General features: G+C 55.6%; 19 protein-coding genes, 3 tRNA genes and 1 riboswitch. Of the genes, 8 read left to right on the top strand and 14 right to left on the bottom strand.

Features of this window, described 5'->3' with window-relative positions:
- Window positions 1–32 precede the first annotated feature (32 nt).
- The 13 genes from TCARDRAFT_RS05565 to gnd form a co-directional block, all read right to left on the bottom strand.
- Window positions 33–371, bottom strand: coding sequence for a DUF192 domain-containing protein (locus TCARDRAFT_RS05565; protein WP_007289024.1), 339 nt, complete (start codon window positions 369–371; stop codon window positions 33–35).
- Between the two features lie 9 nt (window positions 372–380).
- A complete protein-coding gene (locus tag TCARDRAFT_RS05560; protein WP_007289023.1) occupies window positions 381–1,307 on the bottom strand; it encodes a type II secretion system F family protein in 927 nt (308 codons plus the stop codon).
- Between the two features lie 17 nt (window positions 1,308–1,324).
- The gene (locus TCARDRAFT_RS05555) at window positions 1,325–2,692 is read right to left on the bottom strand and encodes a CpaF family protein (protein ID WP_007289022.1); all 1,368 of its coding nucleotides are present in this window, start codon (window positions 2,690–2,692) and stop codon (window positions 1,325–1,327) included.
- 11 nt (window positions 2,693–2,703) lie between these two features.
- Window positions 2,704–3,627 (bottom strand): pilus assembly protein TadG-related protein, encoded by a 924-nt coding sequence (locus TCARDRAFT_RS05550; RefSeq protein WP_007289021.1) that lies wholly within the window; start codon window positions 3,625–3,627, stop codon window positions 2,704–2,706.
- Window positions 3,620–4,024 carry a TadE/TadG family type IV pilus assembly protein gene (locus TCARDRAFT_RS05545; RefSeq protein WP_007289020.1) on the bottom strand — a complete coding sequence of 135 codons (405 nt, stop codon included), beginning with the start codon at window positions 4,022–4,024 and terminating at the stop codon, window positions 3,620–3,622. Before TCARDRAFT_RS05545 ends, TCARDRAFT_RS05550 begins: the two co-directional genes overlap by 8 nt.
- 220 nt (window positions 4,025–4,244) lie before the next feature.
- Complete coding sequence (locus TCARDRAFT_RS05540) at window positions 4,245–4,418, bottom strand: Flp family type IVb pilin (protein ID WP_007289066.1); 174 nt, start codon at window positions 4,416–4,418, stop codon at window positions 4,245–4,247.
- 182 nt (window positions 4,419–4,600) lie between these two features.
- Window positions 4,601–5,734 (bottom strand): sensor histidine kinase, encoded by a 1,134-nt coding sequence (locus tag TCARDRAFT_RS05535; RefSeq protein ID WP_007289019.1) that lies wholly within the window; start codon window positions 5,732–5,734, stop codon window positions 4,601–4,603.
- A gap of 388 nt (window positions 5,735–6,122) precedes the next feature.
- Entirely contained in the window at window positions 6,123–7,097 is a 975-nt protein-coding gene (locus TCARDRAFT_RS05530; protein ID WP_007289018.1) for a type II secretion system F family protein, read from the bottom strand.
- Window positions 7,098–7,109: 12 nt separating this feature from the next.
- Window positions 7,110–8,318, bottom strand: coding sequence for a response regulator (locus TCARDRAFT_RS05525; protein WP_007289017.1), 1,209 nt, complete (start codon window positions 8,316–8,318; stop codon window positions 7,110–7,112).
- Window position 8,319: 1 nt separating this feature from the next.
- Window positions 8,320–9,546 (bottom strand): type II and III secretion system protein family protein, encoded by a 1,227-nt coding sequence (locus TCARDRAFT_RS05520; RefSeq protein ID WP_007289016.1) that lies wholly within the window; start codon window positions 9,544–9,546, stop codon window positions 8,320–8,322.
- 27 nt (window positions 9,547–9,573) lie between these two features.
- On the bottom strand, window positions 9,574–10,434 hold the full coding sequence (gene cpaB, locus TCARDRAFT_RS05515) for a Flp pilus assembly protein CpaB (RefSeq protein WP_007289015.1): 861 nt from the start codon (window positions 10,432–10,434) through the stop codon (window positions 9,574–9,576).
- Between the two features lie 169 nt (window positions 10,435–10,603).
- Window positions 10,604–11,674 carry a magnesium/cobalt transporter CorA gene (gene corA / locus TCARDRAFT_RS05510; protein ID WP_007289014.1) on the bottom strand — a complete coding sequence of 357 codons (1,071 nt, stop codon included), beginning with the start codon at window positions 11,672–11,674 and terminating at the stop codon, window positions 10,604–10,606.
- A gap of 235 nt (window positions 11,675–11,909) precedes the next feature.
- Window positions 11,910–13,328, bottom strand: coding sequence for a decarboxylating NADP(+)-dependent phosphogluconate dehydrogenase (gene gnd / locus TCARDRAFT_RS05505; RefSeq protein ID WP_007289013.1), 1,419 nt, complete (start codon window positions 13,326–13,328; stop codon window positions 11,910–11,912).
- Window positions 13,329–13,774: 446 nt separating this feature from the next.
- Window positions 13,775–13,883: riboswitch (TPP riboswitch) on the top strand.
- A gap of 47 nt (window positions 13,884–13,930) precedes the next feature.
- On the opposite strand from gnd, the gene thiS reads away from it, so the two are divergent.
- The 8 genes from thiS (at window position 13,931) to TCARDRAFT_RS05465 (ending at window position 17,632) form a co-directional block, all read left to right on the top strand.
- Window positions 13,931–14,131, top strand: a complete 201-nt coding sequence (gene thiS, locus TCARDRAFT_RS05500) for a sulfur carrier protein ThiS (protein ID WP_007289012.1) — start codon at window positions 13,931–13,933, stop codon at window positions 14,129–14,131.
- 4 nt (window positions 14,132–14,135) lie between these two features.
- Window positions 14,136–14,906 carry a thiazole synthase gene (locus TCARDRAFT_RS05495; RefSeq protein WP_007289011.1) on the top strand — a complete coding sequence of 257 codons (771 nt, stop codon included), beginning with the start codon at window positions 14,136–14,138 and terminating at the stop codon, window positions 14,904–14,906.
- 22 nt (window positions 14,907–14,928) lie between these two features.
- Window positions 14,929–16,032, top strand: a complete 1,104-nt coding sequence (thiH, locus tag TCARDRAFT_RS05490) for a 2-iminoacetate synthase ThiH (protein ID WP_007289010.1) — start codon at window positions 14,929–14,931, stop codon at window positions 16,030–16,032.
- Between the two features lie 32 nt (window positions 16,033–16,064).
- The gene (gene thiF, locus TCARDRAFT_RS05485; RefSeq protein WP_007289009.1) at window positions 16,065–16,700 is read left to right on the top strand and encodes a sulfur carrier protein ThiS adenylyltransferase ThiF; all 636 of its coding nucleotides are present in this window, start codon (window positions 16,065–16,067) and stop codon (window positions 16,698–16,700) included.
- The gene (gene thiE, locus TCARDRAFT_RS05480) at window positions 16,693–17,340 is read left to right on the top strand and encodes a thiamine phosphate synthase (RefSeq protein WP_007289008.1); all 648 of its coding nucleotides are present in this window, start codon (window positions 16,693–16,695) and stop codon (window positions 17,338–17,340) included. The genes thiF and thiE overlap by 8 nt, the downstream gene beginning before the upstream one ends.
- Window positions 17,341–17,389: 49 nt before the next feature.
- Window positions 17,390–17,466: transfer RNA gene (locus tag TCARDRAFT_RS05475), tRNA-Val, on the top strand.
- Window positions 17,467–17,470: 4 nt separating this feature from the next.
- A tRNA-Pro gene (locus TCARDRAFT_RS05470) sits at window positions 17,471–17,547 on the top strand.
- Between the two features lie 8 nt (window positions 17,548–17,555).
- A tRNA-Pro gene (locus TCARDRAFT_RS05465) sits at window positions 17,556–17,632 on the top strand.
- Between the two features lie 156 nt (window positions 17,633–17,788).
- On the opposite strand, the gene TCARDRAFT_RS05460 is transcribed toward TCARDRAFT_RS05465, so the two are convergent.
- On the bottom strand, window positions 17,789–18,946 hold the full coding sequence (locus TCARDRAFT_RS05460) for a type III PLP-dependent enzyme (RefSeq protein WP_007289007.1): 1,158 nt from the start codon (window positions 18,944–18,946) through the stop codon (window positions 17,789–17,791).
- Between the last annotated feature and the right edge of the window lie 74 nt (window positions 18,947–19,020).

Below are 19,020 nucleotides of genomic sequence, written 5' to 3'. Positions count from 1 at the left end.
CGGACAAAAGAAAAACTATAGGGCAGCACTCCCTATAGTATGAGTTCCAGGCGGTCGCCCACCGCCGTATGCGTTTTGGCCGCCGTACCGGCCGGCAGTTCCACGGCTATCACGGCGCCAGCTGCCGCGGCCAGGCGGTTTGGCGCGAGATTGGCAACGATCTTCACCACCTGGTAGGTTTTATTGAGAAAGAGAACGTCGATGGCGTAGCGCATACCGATGGTATGCACGCTATTGCAGGGACGAATGATAAGCGCCGCATCAATCGGCAGCGCCGTTGTCCCCAAAAGACCCTTGAGCCGCCGCCAGAAAGTATCGGCCATACGAACACGGGTAGCAACGACTGTGCCGCGGGTAACATTTTTCAGCATGGGACCCACCTACCGCTGGGAAAAGGTGAGAAAAATCTGAATGATGGCCGGCCCTAGCACGACGACGAAGATCGCTGGGAAGATGAAAAAGACGAGCGGCAGCAGCATCTTTACCGGCGCCTTCATGGCCAGCTCCTGGGTGCGTTGCCGCCGCTTTTCACGCATACTGGCCGACTGGACCCGCAGAACTTGACCAATGCTTACCCCCAGCTGGTCGGCCTGAATCAAAGAAGTAGTGAACAGTGACAAATCAGGCACGTCACAGCGCAAGCCCATGGCCCGGAGCGCTTCGCGGCGGGGCACGCCCATCCGCATTTCCTGCAGCGCCCGGGTGAACTCGTCGACCAGCGCCCCCTTCATTTTTTCCGACAGTTTGGCCAGCGCCCCGTCAAACCCCAGTCCGGCCTCCACACTGACGGTAAGGAGGTCAAGCACGTCAGGCAGGTCTTTCTGGATACTGCGCTTGCGCATCGCAATTTTCCGGTTAAGCAGGAAAAAGGGCAGCAGCAAAGCGCTGGCAAAAGCCATGAAGGACAGCCCGACAATTTGGTGGGCCGCCGCGCCGGTAAGCGCGGCGAGCGTGGCAGCGACCGCCGGCGCCGCTACAGCGAAAAGGCCGCTCAGCAGAAGAAATTCGTCGGGGGTCAAACTGCCAAAACCGCCGGCCGCTGCCATCTTCTCCTCAACTGCCCGCCGCAGCGCCCGGGGCGTAAACCTGGATAGCGCGGCGGCAAAGTCGCTCCTGAGCGGCGACAGCACCCGCTCTTTGAACGGTCGCGCCAGCTCCTGGTCGATGTCGCTGCGCCCCGCCGTCATAGTATTCAGCGCTTTGAGCCGCATGGCAATATTCCCCTGGGCCAAAGCATTGGCTGCCAGCAGCAGATAAACAAGGAGAAACACCGTGACAAACGACAGGACAACGATTAACATCAGCATGGCTTTCACCTATCCAATCATTTGGGCCAGAATATTTCGTTGGGTACCGTAATACCATTGGCCGCCAGCTTTTCCAGGAACTTCGGGCGTATCCCTGTTGGCCGGTAGCGGCCGATGATCTTCCCGCTTTCGTCTTTGCCGGTCTGTTCAAAAACGAAAATATCCTGCAGGGTGATGACATCCCCCTCCATCCCCTGCACTTCGGTAAGATGGGTAATTTTCCGACTACCGTCCCTAAGACGGGCCTGCTGGACAATAAGGTCGATTGCCGACGCAATCTGCTCCCGGATGGCCCGTACCGGCAGATCCATGCCGGCCATCAGCACCATCGTCTCCAGCCGGCTGAGCATGTCGCGGGGACTATTGGCATGGCCGGTCGTCAACGAACCGTCATGGCCGGTATTCATGGCCTGGAGCATGTCAAGAGCCTCGCCGCTGCGCACCTCGCCGACAACGATGCGGTCCGGCCGCATCCGCAGGCTGTTGCGCACCAGGTCGCGCATGGTTATGGCCCCTTTGCCCTCAATATTGGGCGGACGCGTTTCCAAGGTTACCACATGCTCCTGCCGCAGCTGCAGCTCGGCGGCGTCCTCAATGGTGATGATGCGCTCATCGGGCGGGATGAAGGAAGACAAACAATTTAAGGTTGTGGTTTTGCCCGATCCCGTTCCGCCGGACACGACAATATTGAGCTTACCTTCGACACAGGCCTTGAGAAAATTGGCCATTTCTTCGGTCAGCGTCCCGAAGTTAATTAAGTCCTGGATCGTCAGCGGGTCTTTGGCGAACTTGCGGATGGTAAGACACGGGCCCTTGAGGGCCAACGGCGGGATGATGGCATTGACCCGCGAGCCGTCGGGCAGGCGGGCGTCGACCATCGGGGAACTTTCATCAATCCGCCGCCCCAGCGGCGCCACAATTTTTTCAATAACATGCATGACATGGGCGTCATCGCGAAACCGCACGTCAGTAAGCACCAGTTTGCCCTTACGCTCTACATAGACCTGGTTAGGCCCGTTAACCATAATTTCAGAAATGGTGTCATCTTTGAGAAGCGGGTCAATTGGCCCATAGCCCAATACTTCGTCAACCACCTCGGCAATAATGCGGCCCCGGTCACCCCGCGGCACCGGTGCCGCTTCTTCGTCCATGACGGCGGTGGCGATCCGCGCCACCACTTCTTCCAATGCCTGACGGTCCGCATCCTGGTCGGTAAGGACTTTGCTCTCTTCCAGGCTCATCTCGTCAATAATCCGTTTATGAATCCGCACTTTTAGGTTCTGATAGGGATCGCTTTTCACTGGCAAGAAAGGCTTAGCCTTTTCTGCCCCTTTGCCTGGCTGTTCACTCTGTTTTTGCGCTTCCAGTCGTTTTAAGAGCGACATATTACCACCTTCTATTGCACCAGAGCAATGTTGCGCAGCCCATAATCCCCGGTCGATCCTGCCGTCTCGCCGGTCATATACATTTTCATAAATTTGCCGGTGACGTAGTTGTTTTTGCCTGAACCATGCACTCCCTCGAGGAAAAAGGCGGCAAAGCCAACGATTTGCACCTCGCCGCGGCCGTTTACGTCGAGCGATGCCAACACCGGCACAATAATTATGCGTGGCGAACCTTTTTGCACCGTGTCAAAAGTAGCATGAGGGTCAAGACTAATCCGCCAGTTGACGCCGTCGCTGGTCGGGCCAGACATATTGCCCGGCTCGGTTTCTACCCAGTCGCCCACCCGCAGCGTTCCGTTATAGCCGTATTTGATATTGCTGCGGTAAACATTAGCGCCTCTGCCCCCCAGGGCCAGCGCCCCATAATTGCCGTTGGCGCCGCTGCCGCCGCCTTCTTTTAGCACATAAGTTTCCCCAAACACAAAATTGTTCCAGACGACGCCAAACGGGACTACCCCGGTTGCGGCGCTGAGCGGACGGACCGAAGCCCGCGCTGACGCTTGCACGGTCGAACTAGCAAGGCCGAACACGCGGGCGAAAAAGAGTTCCACCGGCCGGGTCGCCTGCACCGCCACGCTGTGATCGTCGACAATTTCAACCGTAACCGCATCGCCGCTACGGCCATTGCGCGCGGCATAATTAAGGGCGCTCGCGCGGGCGGCAGCCGCATCGCCCGGCAAATCCTGCACGCCGGCCAACGCGGCGGCATCGGCCAGGTTGGCCAACTCGACCCGGTTATAGTACAAGAGACCTACATCCACGACAATTGCGGCAAAACCAAGCATTGCCGTAAGTGCTAGCGCCGTAAGCACCGCCACCGCTCCCTGCTGGTTGCGCAGCAGTTTTCCGACCAACTTAACGCAAAACCTACTCATACCGCATGACCGCCCTTCCCTGCACTACATAGGGGTTTTGCGGGAAAAAAGCGCTGATGAGCGGCGTAACTAATTGGACAGGATTGCTGACCACGACGGTAATGGGTTCGCCGTGTACCCGCCCGGCCTCACCGGGTTCAATGGCAACCGCAAGCTGCCCCCGGTCAATGGACCGGGCGGCATTACGAACGGCGGCGATAGCAGCCGCATCACTGCCGCCTACGGCCGCTGTTCGGGCCCCCTCCCGGGCGGCCGCCGTTACGACTAAATATTCATGAAAGACCCGGCCAAACTCCATCATCCCCGCCAGAAGCAGCACCACTACCGGCAGCACCAACGCCAGCTCGACCAGCGCTTGGCCGCGACGGTTTTTCAGCATCCGGGCAATGCCAAGCATAGTCGTCACCTCACTTCACAAAAAACGCCACCATCAGTGCGGTAATCCGATTTTATTGTAGCACTGCCCGCTCAGGCCGCACATCGTGCTGCGGTCTTAACTATTGCAGGCGAACAGTCCCAACGGCCAAACTGAGACTTAAGTCCCGTCATGGCAAAATAAACCAGACCGTAAGCGCACAATAAAAGCCCCCTGGTAGCCCAGGGGGCGCAAGTTAAGGTTACTTCACGTTACCAGCGACATTATTAAACATGCCTTGCAGATTGGTCCCCATCAGAGTCAGTGCACCGATGACCACTACAGCGATGAGAGCGAGGATAAGACCGTACTCCACCATGCCCTGGCCTTTTTGACAACGCAAATAGGTTTTTATCATTTCCCACCACATTAACATTTTGTCTACCCCCTTAAATTTATGTGCGATAATCTGTTTGCAGATGCCCTTTTTCTGACTTTATTGTAACAGCCTGACCGTCGCTTTTCATCGACCGCAGGTCTTATTCGCGCTGGGCATCCGGTCTTATTCGCACGAGTTTGCCGACAGGGCAAAAAGTCCCAAAACGACAGACAATAAACTTAAGGTAGCGGTACTTTGAGAAAAATCTTCGTCCCTTTTCCTTTTTCCGAATCAATTTTCAGTTCACCGCCGAGGATGTTAATGCGCTCACGCATCCCCATCAGGCCAAAGGATTCGCTGCCGACGTTTTCCAAGCCGTCAAACCCCTGGCCGTCGTCCTCCACCACCACCGCCACCAGCCGCGGGCGAAATTCGATCAGCACCCGCACGGCAGTGGCCTTAGCATGTTTCTCCACATTGGTCAGCGCTTCCTGAATGATACGGAAAATGCCGATTTCCACATGGCTATCAAGCCGTTTCTCCTCGCCCAGAACTTTAAGTTCAGTAATCAGTCCCGTCCGTTCTTTGAGCGTGTCCAGCACCCGGCGCAAAGTCGGCACCAGGCCTAGGTCATCCAGCGTCATTGGCCTAAGGTCAAAGATTATTTTGCGCGTCTCCTTCAGGCACAGCCGGACCTGTTCCCGCAGCTCGCGCAGTTCGGCCTTGGCCCGCGCGATATCGGCATCGATGAGGCGTTCACACACCTCGGCGCGAAAAACGACGTTGGCCATGGCCTGCGCCGGCCCATCGTGAATTTCCCGCGCCACGCGGCGGCGTTCCTCTTCCTGGGCCTTGATAATCTTAATGCCGAATGCCTGACGCTGCTGCAGCGTTCCCAGGTGAGTCAGCACATTTTCCATCTGGTTGCCGAGAAAACCAAGCGCTGCCCCTACCTGCGCCACTAAGTTTTCGGCCCGTTCCACCGTATTTTTCAAATTGCGCAGGCGCAGTTCCAGTTCGTCGCGCTGTCGCCGCAAGACTGCCTCCTGCTCCCGGGCAATGGCCAGTTCGACCTGCAGCCGGCTGGCTTCATCATAGGCGGCCTTAATATCGGCTTCCGAATACACGGTGAAATTGCGGCTCACTTCCGCGAGTCGCAACCTAGCACGCCGCTCTTGGCGCTCCAGTTCATCAACTTTAAAAATAATGTCGGCGGTAGCCTGTTTGACGCGTTCAATGTCTTTCTTCACATGTTCCATTTCGGCCCGAGCCGCCTCATAGATGTCGAAAATCTGGGCCTTGCTTTTCTCCACAGCGGCAATAGTTTGTTTTACGATTTTATCCAGCAGTTTGACATCCAGTTGTTGCTGCATAGCGTCACCTTTAGACAATTTTTACATGACAATTCGGCGACAGTAGACGTTTCCCTGCTGTCAAAAAAACAAAAGCGCCAGCGCGCCTTTTTAACAAAACCGCGAAGGACGCTAAGGCCGCAAAGGGTATACCGGGCGCGACGCATGTCGCACCAAAAAAGAAAAATCCTTTGCGCACCTTCGCGCTCTTTGCGAACTCCCCTGAAAAGCGTTAAACCGCTAAGGACGCAAAGAACGCAAAGGGCTACGCGCGCGACAGTTGTCGCGCGAGATAGTTCGATCAAAAACTTACTTTTCATTCTTTGTGGTGCCAATTTATTGGCATGATTATCTTGGCGGTTTAAACTTATACTTCCTGATATAGTACAAAAGGAGCCGGCCGGCCCCTTCAGACATCAATATTGACAATGCGGCGGATTAACAGCACGCCGATGAGCTGGCTTACGATCGCGCCAGCCACCAAGGCCCGGCCCAGCGGGTGGGTAAACAAGATCTGCATGTAGCCGGGATTAAGGGCGTAAATGACCAGGCCAAGCGCAACGGGCAGCAGCCCGATAATGACGCCGGAGATCCGCCCCTGCGCGGTAAGGGTTTTGATTTCCCCCTTGATCTTGATCCGGCTCCGAATGGTACCAGCGATATTTTCCAAAACTTCCGCCAGGTTGCCGCCCACCTGCCGCTGGATCAGCACTGCCGTCACCACCAGGTCGAGGTCGTCGCTGTCGACCCGTTTGGCCAGGTTGTTCAGGGCCTCCTCGGTCGTGACGCCCAGGTTCATTTCCCGCAGCACCCGGGCAAATTCGGTGGCAATGGGCGGTAGCATTTCCCGCGACACCATCTCAATCGACTGAAGAAAACTGTAGCCGGTGCGCAGCGAGTTGGCGATGAGAATAAGGGCGTCGCCCAACTGGTCATTAAACGCTTTCGTCCGCCGCTCTACTTTAACGCGCAGCACGAGAAGCGGCACGAGATAGCCGATGATGGCACCAATAACCGCAAAGATAGGCCGGCCGCGGGCCAGGATGAACAGCGTCAGCATCCCCACAAGCGCCGAACCGGTGCAAATGACCAAAAACTCCGAACCGCGAAGCGGCAAACCGGCCTGCATGAGCCGGTGTTCCAACCACCGCGACCATTGGAATGATTCAAAATAGCGGCTGAGCTGCCGCACCAGGCTGCGCCAAGCCCCCATGGCGGGGGCCGCCGCTTGTTCCGGCCGAGGCGCCGCCGGCGCCGGTGGTTTTGCCACATAGCGGCTAATACGCATTTTTACTTCGCGGCGGGCGGCCGTGCCGAAATAATACAGCCCGACGACCACGACGAACACCGTAATAAAGGTAGCCGCGACAATCAGCGTTAGCATAATTTTCCTCCGTCAACCGAAGAGACGCTTAATTTTGTGGATAACACCGCGCGGCTCCGGTTCGGCCTTCCAATCACCGCTGGCAATGATGCGGGCTAAGTGAAAAATACTCTGAGATACGGCCGTATCAGGATGGGAGACGACAAAGGGCACGCCGCGGTTAACGGAAGCAACCACGGTTTTACCGTCGCTGGGCAGGGTGGCCACAAAGGCATAGCGCAGGCTTTCCTCCACTTCCCGGACGTCCATGCCGCATTCGGCGTTAGCGCGGTTAAGCACCAGCTTGAATTTATCGTCCGTATAGCCGAGCGACTCCATAATCTCCAGGCACAATTTGACGTTTTTGATGGTGGGCAGATCCATGGCCGACACGACAAGCACCAAGTCGGAAGCGTCAAGCACCGTCAGCATGGTGTCGCTGAACGACGGCGCCGTATCGACAATAATGTATTTAAAGCTGTTTTTCATGGTCCGAAGGATAGCGGCAAGGTGGCCGGCGGTCACCGTTTCCGCCTGCTCAGGCCGAAGCGGCGCCGCCAGTACTTTGACCTGCTCACTGTAGGACGCAAGATAACTGTCGAGCAGCTTTTCGTCCAGCTCATCCCCGTCCCGCACCAGGTCGGCAATCGTGGCCTGAGGCAGGACGTTGAGAAATAGCGCCACATCGCCAAACTGGAGATCGGCATCGACGATGCCGACTTTGGCCCCCGTGCGGGCGGCCAAGGCAACGGCGAGATTGGTGGCAATGGTCGTTTTACCAATACCGCCTTTGGTACTGAAAACGGTGATGATTTTACCTGGTTCTACCGTTTTGGGTTCAAACTTGAGGACATTATGCCGTCTTTGGGCATTGTTATAGACTTGCTTCACGGCCTGCACCAGCTCGTCGCCGGTAAACGGCTTGATCAGATAGTCTTTAGCGCCGGCGATCATCGCCCGCCGCAGGTATTCCTGCTCGCCCTGAACGCTCATAATAATGATGCTGGTCTGTGGCGCTTCGGTGGTGATTATCTCGGTGGCGACAATGCCGTCCATACCAGGCATGTTGATATCCATGAGAATAATGTCGGGCCGTAGTTCCTTGGCCTTGGCGATTGCTTCGGCGGCATCGGCGGCAAGACCGGCCACCATCATCTCGGAATGAAATTCCATCAGCTTGCGGATATTTTCGCGCGTCGCCGCGCTATCATCGGCAATGAGGACGCGAATTTTTTCGGTCATCTCACTTTCCTCCCCACGGGTTTTCTTGGGCAAACTCCTTCATTTCCCGGCTAGTCGCCGGCAGGTACTCGCCCGGATTGACGAGAGAAGGCGTGATGAGAACCAGCAGTTCGGTTTCGCCCCGTCTAAACGATGTACTACGGAACAGATGCCCTAGGACCGGCAAGTCGCCCAGCATTGGCACTTTAACAACGTCTTTGCTTGTCTCGGTAGCGATCAGACCGCCAATAGCCATGGTCTGGCCGGACGACAGAGCGATGGCCGTCTCGGCCTTGCGCAGCCGTACCGGCGGGATTTCCATCCCGGCCCCCAATTTTATGCTGTTGGCTGAATTATAATCCAAACTGCTGACTTCGGCTTTAACCCGGCTCTGGATAAGGCCGTCGCCATTGACCTCGGGCGCGATATCCAGCTTGATGCCATAGTCTTTCCACTCAATGGTGATTTTGTTATTATCCTGAGCCACCGGCACGGGAATCTGCCCGCCGATCATGATACTGGCCTTATCGCCGCTCAGCGTAACGACGTTCGGCTGGGAGAGGACTTTGGCCGCCCCGCTTTTTACCAGGGCCGACAGTTGGGCATTGATGTCCGCATACCCACCAAGGTCGCCGAAGACATCCCCAACCTTAGAATTTAGCGCCGACTGGCCAAAAATAAATGTCCCGGGCGTGTCCGCGCTATTGCCCCACTTGATGCCCAGCTCTTTGATTTTCTGCCGATTAATCTCAATAACTTTCGCCTCGATTTTGACCTGTACCGGCCGCAATACTTCAAGGAGGCTCACAACTTTGTCACCGTAAACGGCGGCCAGTTTTTCCGCCCGGGCCTTTTGCTGCTGAGTATCGACAGCCCCTTCGAGGATGACAGTCCGGTTAACTTTGCTGACACGGATACCGTCATAGCCGAGGATGCTCTTGATTTCTCCCGCCACCTTCGCGTCATCGACGCCAACTTCTACCTCGTAGGTAGCACGCCCAGCCTCCGTCCAAACATGCATTGTCGTAAGGCCGGGTGCCTTGCCGACCACCAACACTTCCGTCCCGGACACGACTAGCACGTCGGCGATTTCCGGGTTAGCCACCGCCACCCGCTGCACGCCGCTAAAGCCAAGGACCCGTGACTGATTGACCGCTACGGTAAGGATGTCATTAGCCAGGGCGGTCGCCGCCATAAGCATTATGCAAATGCCTATTACTATTGCTGCGTAAAACCTGCTCTTGCCCATATATGTAACCTCGCTTTAGACGCCAGTTTACTGGACGGGTATTGTTTCCACCTTGGTGCCGCGAATAAGCTGGATCCCCTTGCCCTGACCGTCATCCGGCTGCCGGCTGGCAGGCGGTGCCGGCGGCGCCTTGTCGTCGGACTGCCCGTTCTGTACCGGTGAGGTATGGGCGCCGACAATATCTTTCGGCGTTACCGCATTGACAATGGTAATTCCAGTAGAGGGCATGTAGGGGCGCAGGGCCAGGCGCACCTTACCCTTGTCTTCGGCCAATGCCAACTGGGCCACTTCGTCGGGCGTCACGGCAAGCGTCACCGTCGCCGTCTTGATCGCCTCCTTTTTATCTTTGGCCCCGTCCGCCGCCCCTGCTTCCGCATCGCGGTTGGCCGCCAGCACTAAGACGTTCTGCAGAATGATTTGGCTGACATTGTCGCCCACCGTATTCTGGTCGAAGGTGGCGACAACATCGACATAGTCGCCTGGTTTGACGAAACCGGCCACACCGGTCACTTCGGTTACGGCAATGGTCACCGCCCGTTTGTCGGGAGGGATGATGCCGGTAAAGCCTGCCGACTTGCCTTGAATGACCAGCCGCCGCTCGGCGATTTGTTCGCCGGCCACAATATGCTCGCGGGCGATGGCGCCCACGGCCGTTTTGAGCTCGCGGACCGCGCCGGGTTGGACATATTCGGCCGGCACTTTAGCCGTAGCAACCATTTCCGCCGTGATTTTGGTCTTAGGCGGAATGTCCACTTTAGCCACAACAACGACTACACCCTCCTGAGGCGTCTTTTGCGTCGCTTCCTGCAGGTATTTATAGATAAGGCCGGTTGTTGCCAGACTGAGCACAAGGGCAATTGCCAGCACTCCTTTCGTGGACAATTTCATGCCTACCCCTCCCTGTTGCCTTCATTGTGCTTTCCATTTAAAACCACCGTTCTTGCCATTTTCATTTTTATTATAGCCGAAAGCCCCAGTTCACTCATCGGACCACCGCCTTAAACTACCAGTAGCGCCGGTCTCTATTTTTTAGGACTACGGGCCTAGCACCGGCCGATCAAAGCCACTTTTTCCGGCGAAAATACACGACGAGCCAGCCCCCAACCAGCGCCATCAGGCCGAGCACCGCCGGATAGCCCCACCGCCACTTAAGCTCGGGCATATACTCAAAGTTCATGCCGTATACGCCGGCGATAAAGGTTAGCGGAATAAAGACGGTAGAAATGAGGGTCAGGAATTTCATAATTTCGCTCAGGCGGTTATTTATACTGGAAAGATAGATATCGAGCATGCCTGACAGAATGTCGCGATAAGTTTCTATTGTCTCCAGTACTTGTACCGTATGGTCGTACACGTCGCGCATATAGACAAGGGTACTGTCCTGAAACAGCGCCGAATCGCCACGATCGATGGCGCCAATTACCTCCCGCAGTGGCCACAGGCTGCGGCGCAGGTGCAGCAGCCTATTTTTCAGCTTATGGATCTCGTCAAGCACCTTAGGACCTGGATCATGGGCGAGCGCGTCCTCTAGCGCCTCAATGCGCTCGTCCAGTTCTTCGAGCAGCACAAAATAATGGTCAACTACCGTATCAATCAGGGCATAGGCGAGATAGTCGGCACCGACCTTGCGAATGCGGCCTTTGCCGCTTTTAATGCGTTCCCGCACCGGACGAAAGATGTCATTGTCGCTTTCCTGGAAAGTAATTACATAGTTCTTGCCAAGAATGACGCTGATCTGCTCCACGCCAAAGGCCCCGCCGGCCGTAGCGCTGGCGCCGTCCAGCGCCAGCGCTTTAAGCACGATAAATAGATAATGGTCATAGTCCTCGAGTTTGGGGCGGTGATCGATATTAAGGATATCCTCCAGCACCAACGGATGAATGGCAAACCGGCGGCCGATCTCCTCCACCACCGCCGCGCTGGCGCCGCGCACGTCAAGCCAGGTTACGGCCGGCGCCGGTCGCAGGGGAAAAACATCGCCCACGGCGCCAATCTCCTGTTCATTTACACCGGCCTCGTCATAAGCGGTTACCCACAGCCGCGGCTGAGCCGAACGGTCATCGCCGCCGCAAAGCGTCCCTGGCGGTAGTCCGATACGGGCAGCAGCCCGTTTGCGTTTCTTTTGCATACGCTTCGCTCCTTATCCAATTATTCTATGTATGGTGCGCTGTCCTTACCGAATATTAGCAAAAACAGGACCGCTGACAAATCCCATTGGCTAGGGGTTGTCGGACAGTCCTGTTTGGTCATGTTTAGCTATAAATATTATATGGCCGCTAAATAATCGTGATGCCGCTGTCGTGATCAACAAAAAAGTATGAAACTTATGGTCGCATGTCTATTTTGCCCCGCGGGGCAGCCAACTATTTGTTTTCAAGCCATTCCGTGTGGAAAATGCCGGGCTTGTCGGTGCGTTCATAAGTATGGGCGCCGAAATAGTCGCGCTGGGCTTGGATGAGGTTGGCCGGCAGCACGGCGCGGCGATAACTGTCATAGTAGTCGAGCGAAGCGCTGAAAGCCGGTGTAGGGATGCCAAGCTCCTTGCAGGTTTTGACCACCAGCCGCCAATTAGCCTGCGCATTGCCCAGAACCGACCGGAAAAAGGGATCGATGAGCAGATTGGGAAGCTCGGGATCGCGCCGGTATGCCTCCTTGATCCGATCCAGGAACCGGGCCCGGATGATGCATCCGCCCCGCCACAGCAGGGCCACTTCCCCCAAATCCAAGTCCCACTGATATTCGGCGCTGGCCGCCTTAAGGAGGGCAAAGCCCTGGGCGTAGGAGCAGATTTTGGAGGCGTACAGCGCGTCATGAATGGCCTGGATAAATTCGTCCCGGCCACCGGTATAGCGGCCGTCCGGCCCGGTAAGAACCTTGGCGGCCGCCACTCGCTCTTCCTTGTAGGCCGACATGCAGCGAGCAAAAACGGCTTCAGTGATGGTCGGGGTGGGCACGCCAAGATCAAGAGCGCTCTGCGACGTCCATTTACCGGTCCCCTTCTGCCCGGCCTTGTCGAGAATGACTTCCACCAGCGGCAGGCCGGTCGCCTCGTCGTATTTCGTGAAAATATCGCGGGTAATCTCAATCAGGTAGGAATCCAGATCCCCCTCGTTCCACTTGGCAAAAACGCGGTGCAGCTCGTCGGCCGACAGGCCGAGGGCGTTCTTCATGATATAATAGGCCTCGCTGATAAGCTGCATGTCGCCATATTCGATGCCGTTATGCACCATTTTGACATAGTGCCCGGCGCCGTCCGGGCCGACATACGCACAACACGGCCCGTCCGCCACCTGAGCGGCAATGCGAGTAAAGATGGGGGCCACTTCCTCATAAGCGTCCCGGTCGCCGCCCGGCATCAGGCTGGGCCCTTTCAGCGCCCCTTCTTCGCCGCCGGATACCCCCATGCCGATAAAGCGGATGCCTTTGGCGGCAAGTTCGCGCCAACGGCGCCGCGTATCTTCAAAGTAGGAGTTGCCGCCGTCAATGATAATATCGCCCGGCTCTAGATAAGGCAGCAGTTCGCCGATCATATCGTCCACCGGCTTGCCGGCTTTGACCATGAGCATGACTTTCCGCGGGCGGCTTAGCATGGCCGCCAGCTCAGCCACCGAATGGGCGCCGCCGATGGCGAAGCCTTTGCCGCGGCCGACCACAAAGTCGTCCACTTTGCTGACCGTCCGGTTGTACACGGCTACGGCAAAGCCTTTGCCGGCCATATTAAGAACCAGATTTTCCCCCATAACCGCCAGGCCGATGAGGCCAATATCATATTGTTTTTCCATTAATGACCCTCCAGCGCAAAATTCTCCACGGCTCACAAATTCGCTTAAGGCCTAGCATTTCCCTTTTGCGGAAATAAATATAATATAAGCGCTCCAAAAGTCACGCAAGCGTAGCCCTTTACGTACTTCGCGCACATACCCTGAAAACCGGCAACTTCAAAATGGGGAATATAGAGAACCGCAGAGGACACGGAGATAAAATTTTATTAAAATTAATTAAAACCCCAAGTGCGATGTATATCGCACTCTCCGTGCGCTCCGCGGTTCAATCCCGGTTTTCCTGGCTTGTGGTGCAATTTATTGGCATGAATATCTCTGCGGTTCTCCCCCCTGTCCCCTTTCCCCCTCCACTTTTCACCATCCGATTTTCAATTTGTTTTGACAATTCGTCGTTTTAGGTATAAAATGGTAATAGGAATTAATTGGCAGCTGTTGCAATAAAATGAATAGTGTAACGAGGGAGCCCATGTTATGGGCTGAGAGTGGGCTAGTAAGCACCTGACCTCTTGACCTGATCGGGGTAATGCCCGCGTAGGGAGGTATTTAAGCGCACCTAACCTAACCGGGTGCGCTTTTTATATTTAGATTAAGGGGGGAACGGTTTGAAAGTCCTGATAAACGGCAATCCGGTCGACTTGCCGGAAGGCATGACGCTGGCCGAGCTGGTGGCCCACAAGGCATTAAATCCGGCAACTATTATTACCGAACTTAATTTCGCCATTATCCCCAAAGACCGCTGGCCCGAAACAGCATTAAAAGAAAATGACCGCTTAGAAATCGTCACTTTTGTAGGGGGAGGCTAAACCAATGGCAGATGTATTGAAAATTGGCGACAAAGAACTTACCAGCCGTCTCTTTTTAGGCACCGGTAAATTCGCGTCCAACAAATTGATCCCCGAGGCCGTCGCGGCTTCAGGGGCACAAGTGGTGACCGTGGCGCTGCGGCGTGTCGATCTGGACAGCAGCGACGAAAACATTCTTAACTACATCCCGAAAAACTGTATTTTAATGCCCAACACTTCCGGCGCCAGGAACGCCGAAGAAGCCGTCCGGATCGCCCGCTTGGCCAGAGCCGCCGGCTGCGGCAACTGGGTCAAGATTGAAGTAATCTCCGATAACCGTTATTTACTGCCAGATAACTATGAGACAATTAAGGCTACCGAAATTTTAGCGGCCGAAGGGTTTGTCGTACTGCCCTATATGAGCCCCGACTTAATGGCGGCGAAAAGACTAGCCGAAGCCGGGGCGGCGGCCGTAATGCCGCTGGGGGCGCCGATCGGCAGCAACCGTGGGTTAAAGACAAAAGAGCTGATCCGGATTTTAATCGAAGAAATACCTTTGCCGATCATTGTCGACGCCGGCATCGGCCGGCCGTCGGAAGCAGCCGAGGCAATGGAGCTGGGCGCGGCGGCGGTCTTGGTGAATACCGCTATTGCAACCGCGGCCGACCCGGTAGCCATGGCGAAGGCTTTTGGCCTGGCTGTCGCCGCCGGACGCACCGCCTATTTGGCCGGTCCGGGCGCTGTCCAGCAGTATGCCAGCGCCTCGTCGCCTTTGACCGGCTTCCTCCGCGAATAACCTATGAAACGAGGTCGGTAAAATGGGCACTTTTTACGACGTTATCGAAGACTATCGGCACTTTGATTTTGCCGCCTATTTTGCGAAAGTTACCGATAGTGACGTGCGGCGCATCTTGAGGCAAGACCGGCTCAGCGCCCTCGATTTTTTGACCTTGCTGTCACCGCAGGCCGAAGCCTATTTAGAGGAAATGGCCCAAAAGGCCCACCGCTTGACCGTTCAGCATTTCGGCCGGACAATGCTGCTTTATACGCCTTTGTATTTGGCCAACTATTGCGTTAATCAGTGCGTTTATTGCGGCTTCCAGCTTAAAAATAAGCTAGAGCGGAAAAAACTCACCTTGGCGGAAGTTGAACAGGAAGCCCAGCTTATCGCCGCTACCGGCTTAAAACACATTCTCATTCTTACGGGCGAATCCCGGCAGCATTCACCGGTTTCCTACATTAAAGACTGCGTTAACATACTGAAAAAATACTTTTCTTCCATCAGCATTGAAATCTACCCGCTGACCCAGGAAGAATACGCCGAATTAATCGGCGCCGGTGTGGACGGGCTGACGATTTATCAAGAAGTGTACAACGAAGAGGTTTATGCCGAAATGCACCCCGCCGGCCCGAAACGCAATTACCGGTTTCGGTTGGAAGCACCGGAGCGGGCCTGCCAGGCGGGGATGCGGACGGTAAACATCGGCGCCTTGCTCGGCCTTAACGACTGGCGGCAAGAAGCATTCTTCACCGGCCTGCATGCCGATTACCTGCAGCGCAGGTTTCCCGACGTAGAAGTAAGCATTTCGCCGCCCCGGATGCGGCCGCACCTCGGCGGCTTTCCGCCCCGGGTCGTGGTGAGTGACCAAAACCTGGTACAATATGTCCTGGCCTTTCGCCTATTTATGCCGCGCAGCGGCATTACCCTGTCAACCAGGGAGAATGGGCGCTTGCGGGATGCGATGGTAAGGCTGGGCGTGACCAAAATGTCCGCTGGCTCCTGCACCGCCGTCGGCGGTCGCTCAGACCAGGAAGCCGTCGGGCAGTTCCAAATTTCCGATGAACGTACGGTGGCGGAAGTGGCAGCAATGCTGTATGCCCAAGGGTATCAGCCGGTATATAAAGATTGGCAGGCGCTGTAACGCTGCGTCTGCCGGGAATAGGAGCAAGCCGCATGAATACTTTTGAACAAGGATTACTGCGTTATTTTACGGCCGGCATGCTGGCCAAAATCCAGTCTGTTAAAATCGGTATTGCCGGCGCCGGCGGCCTGGGGTCAAATTGCGCCCAGCTGCTGGTGCGGTCTGGTTTTAAGAAGTTCAAAATTGTCGATTTTGACTGTGTTGACTACAGCAACCTCAACCGGCAGTTTTACTTTCTCCACCAGGTTGCCAAGCCGAAGGCGCAAATGCTGCGGGAGAACTTGCGGCAGATTAACCCTGATGTCGAAATAGATATAGTCCAGGCCAAAATAGACGAAAATAATATTAACGGACTGTTCGGAGACTGCGACGTTGTCGTCGAGGCCGTCGACCGGGCGGAATACAAGAAAATGATTGTCGAGCATTATCTGTCGTCCGGGAAACTCTTGGTCGCCGCGTCCGGGCTGGCCGGTTGGGGCGATAGCGACCGCATTCGCGTCCACAAAATTAAAGATAATTTTTACTTGGTAGGCGATCTGACGACCGCGAGCGGGCCCGCCTGCCCGCCGGTAGCACCCTGTGTAAACATTGCCGCCGCCAAACAAGCCGACGTAATTCTTAACTGGGTTTTAGGACCAATAAAAAAGGGGGAAACTAGCCGTGGATAGACAAACGGCCTTAGCCAATTTACGCCGCGCCGACATCTATGGCATAACTTCGGAAGAGCACTCACTGGGACGAAGCAATGTCGAGGTTGCCCAGCTCATGATCGCGGCCGGCATTAAGGTAATTCAGTACCGGGAAAAAGAAAAAAAGGCGCGCCGCATGTATGAGGAGTGCTGCAAAATCCGTGAGCTCACCCGCGCTGCCGGCGTAACATTCATTGTTAACGATCACATTGATTTGGCCATGTTGGTCGAAGCTGACGGCGTGCATATCGGTCAAGACGACCTGCCGCCGGAAAAGGTGCGTCAACTGGTAGGCAAAGAGATGCTTATCGGCCTGTCAACGCACGCCCCGGCCGAGGCCCAGGCCGCCGAAAATTCGGGAGTGGTTGATTATATCGGAGTCGGCCCCATCTATGCGACCCAAACCAAAAAAGACGTCTGCGCCCCGGTAGGCCTAGAATACCTTTCTTATGTCGCCAAAAACATTTCCCTGCCCTTTGTGGCCATCGGCGGCATTAAAGAGCATAATCTCGCCGAAGTCATCCGTCATGGCGCCCGTACCGTCGCCTTAGTGACAGAAATTGTCGGCGCGCCGGATATCAAGGCAAAAGTTCAGGCCCTGCGCGCTAAATTTACATGATTTCCCATTGACGTAACAGCAATAAGTCTGCTATAATTTAAAGCTGTCTGGGGTTATAGCTCAGTTGGTTAGAGCGCTTCGTTGACATCGAAGAGGTCAGCGGTTCGAGTCCGTTTAACCCCACCAGCGTCGGGGCGTAGCTCAGTTTGGTAGAGCGCCATCTTGGGGTGGTGGAGGCCGCTGGTTCAAGTCCAGTCGCTCCGACCATAAACTTTCGGGGTGTAGCTCAGTTTGGTAGAGCGTTCGGTTCGGGACCGAAAGGTCGTAGGTTCAAATCCTGTCACCCCGACCAAACCACATATAAAACGCCAACCTTCGCGGTTGGCGTTTTGTTTTGCTCTTAAAAAATGCAAACCACAGAGAACGCGGAGAGAAATTTATCCCTCAAGTGCAATGTATATTGCACGCTCCGTGTCCTCCGTGGTTATAATTTTTTCACTAGCCTAAATTAACAGGCATTGGCCAAATTGGCGATCTCGCTCTTAACCTCTTCCCACACAATAATCGGCGCTTTGGCAAACCCGTTGAAAACCGTCGCCGAAGCTGAAGTGTAGGAGCCGCAGGACGGCACTAAGATAAGGTCGTCCATCGCCAGCGGCGGCGTCAGTTTATCACGGAACAGAACATCCAGCGAGTCACAACTCGGCCCGGCAAAAGTCGCCGGGATTTTCGGCTCGGACTTAAAGGTCTCCAGTTCAAAGTCCCAGTGGTCGAAGATAATGCCGGAAAAAGTGCCGTATAGCCCTTCATCCAGGAAATACCACTGCTGGCCGTTGCGCTGCTGCACGCCGATGACGCGGGTAATAAGATTGACGGCCGTGCCGCAGATAAACCGGCCTGGCTCGGCCCATATTTCGGTATTGGGGAAGTACTGCGCCAAGGCCGTGCGGATCTGGCCCATCATAGCCGCCGCATCCACCTTCATGCCAATCGCCGGGATGGGAAAACCGCCACCGATGTCCAGAATGCGCAGGTTAAAACCCTCCTTTGCCGCGGCATCGAAAATTCGACGGCAGGCCGCCAGGGCGTCCACATAGGCGCCGGCGTCGGTCGACTGGCTGCCCACGTGAAAACATAGACCGGCCACGTCCAGCCCCTGCTCGCGGGCAATCGTCAAGAGACGGAGAGCTTCGTCGGGGTGGGCGCCAAATTTTTTATTCAAGTCGACCAGGGCGTGGGGATTATCGACCCGCACCCTAAGCAGCACCGTACCGCCCGGGACCGCCTTGGCCATCTTATAAATCTCGCTTTCGCTGTCAAAAGTAAATTTGCGTACACCGGTTTGCCGCGCCGCCGCCAAGCCGGACGCGGTTTTCACCGGATTGGCGTATACGATGCGCTCGGGCGCGATGCCCATTTGGGCCAAGGCCAGGATTTCGCCGTCCGAAGCCACGTCAAAACACGCGCCGAGACCAGCGAGCTCGTCAATAATGCGCGGATCCGGGTTGGCCTTCATGGCATAATAGATATGCACGCCAGGCAGGTGTTCTGCCAGAAAATTGTAGTTATAGCGGATTTGGTCGCGGGACAACACCAAAAGTGGGGTGCCATATTTTGCGGCCAGTGCTTCCACGGCCGGTTGTGACAATTTGAATATTTTTTGCATTAGTCTGCACCTGCCTCTCGATTATTCGCCTTCCTGATTGTATCACAAACAGCCAAAAGTGCAATAGTAAAGGC

The organism is Thermosinus carboxydivorans Nor1, assembly GCF_000169155.1.
Classification (GTDB): Bacteria; Bacillota; Negativicutes; order Sporomusales; family Thermosinaceae; genus Thermosinus; species Thermosinus carboxydivorans.
The sequence above is the reverse complement of the archived record's forward strand: the minus strand, read 5'-3'. Positions and strand labels throughout refer to the sequence as shown.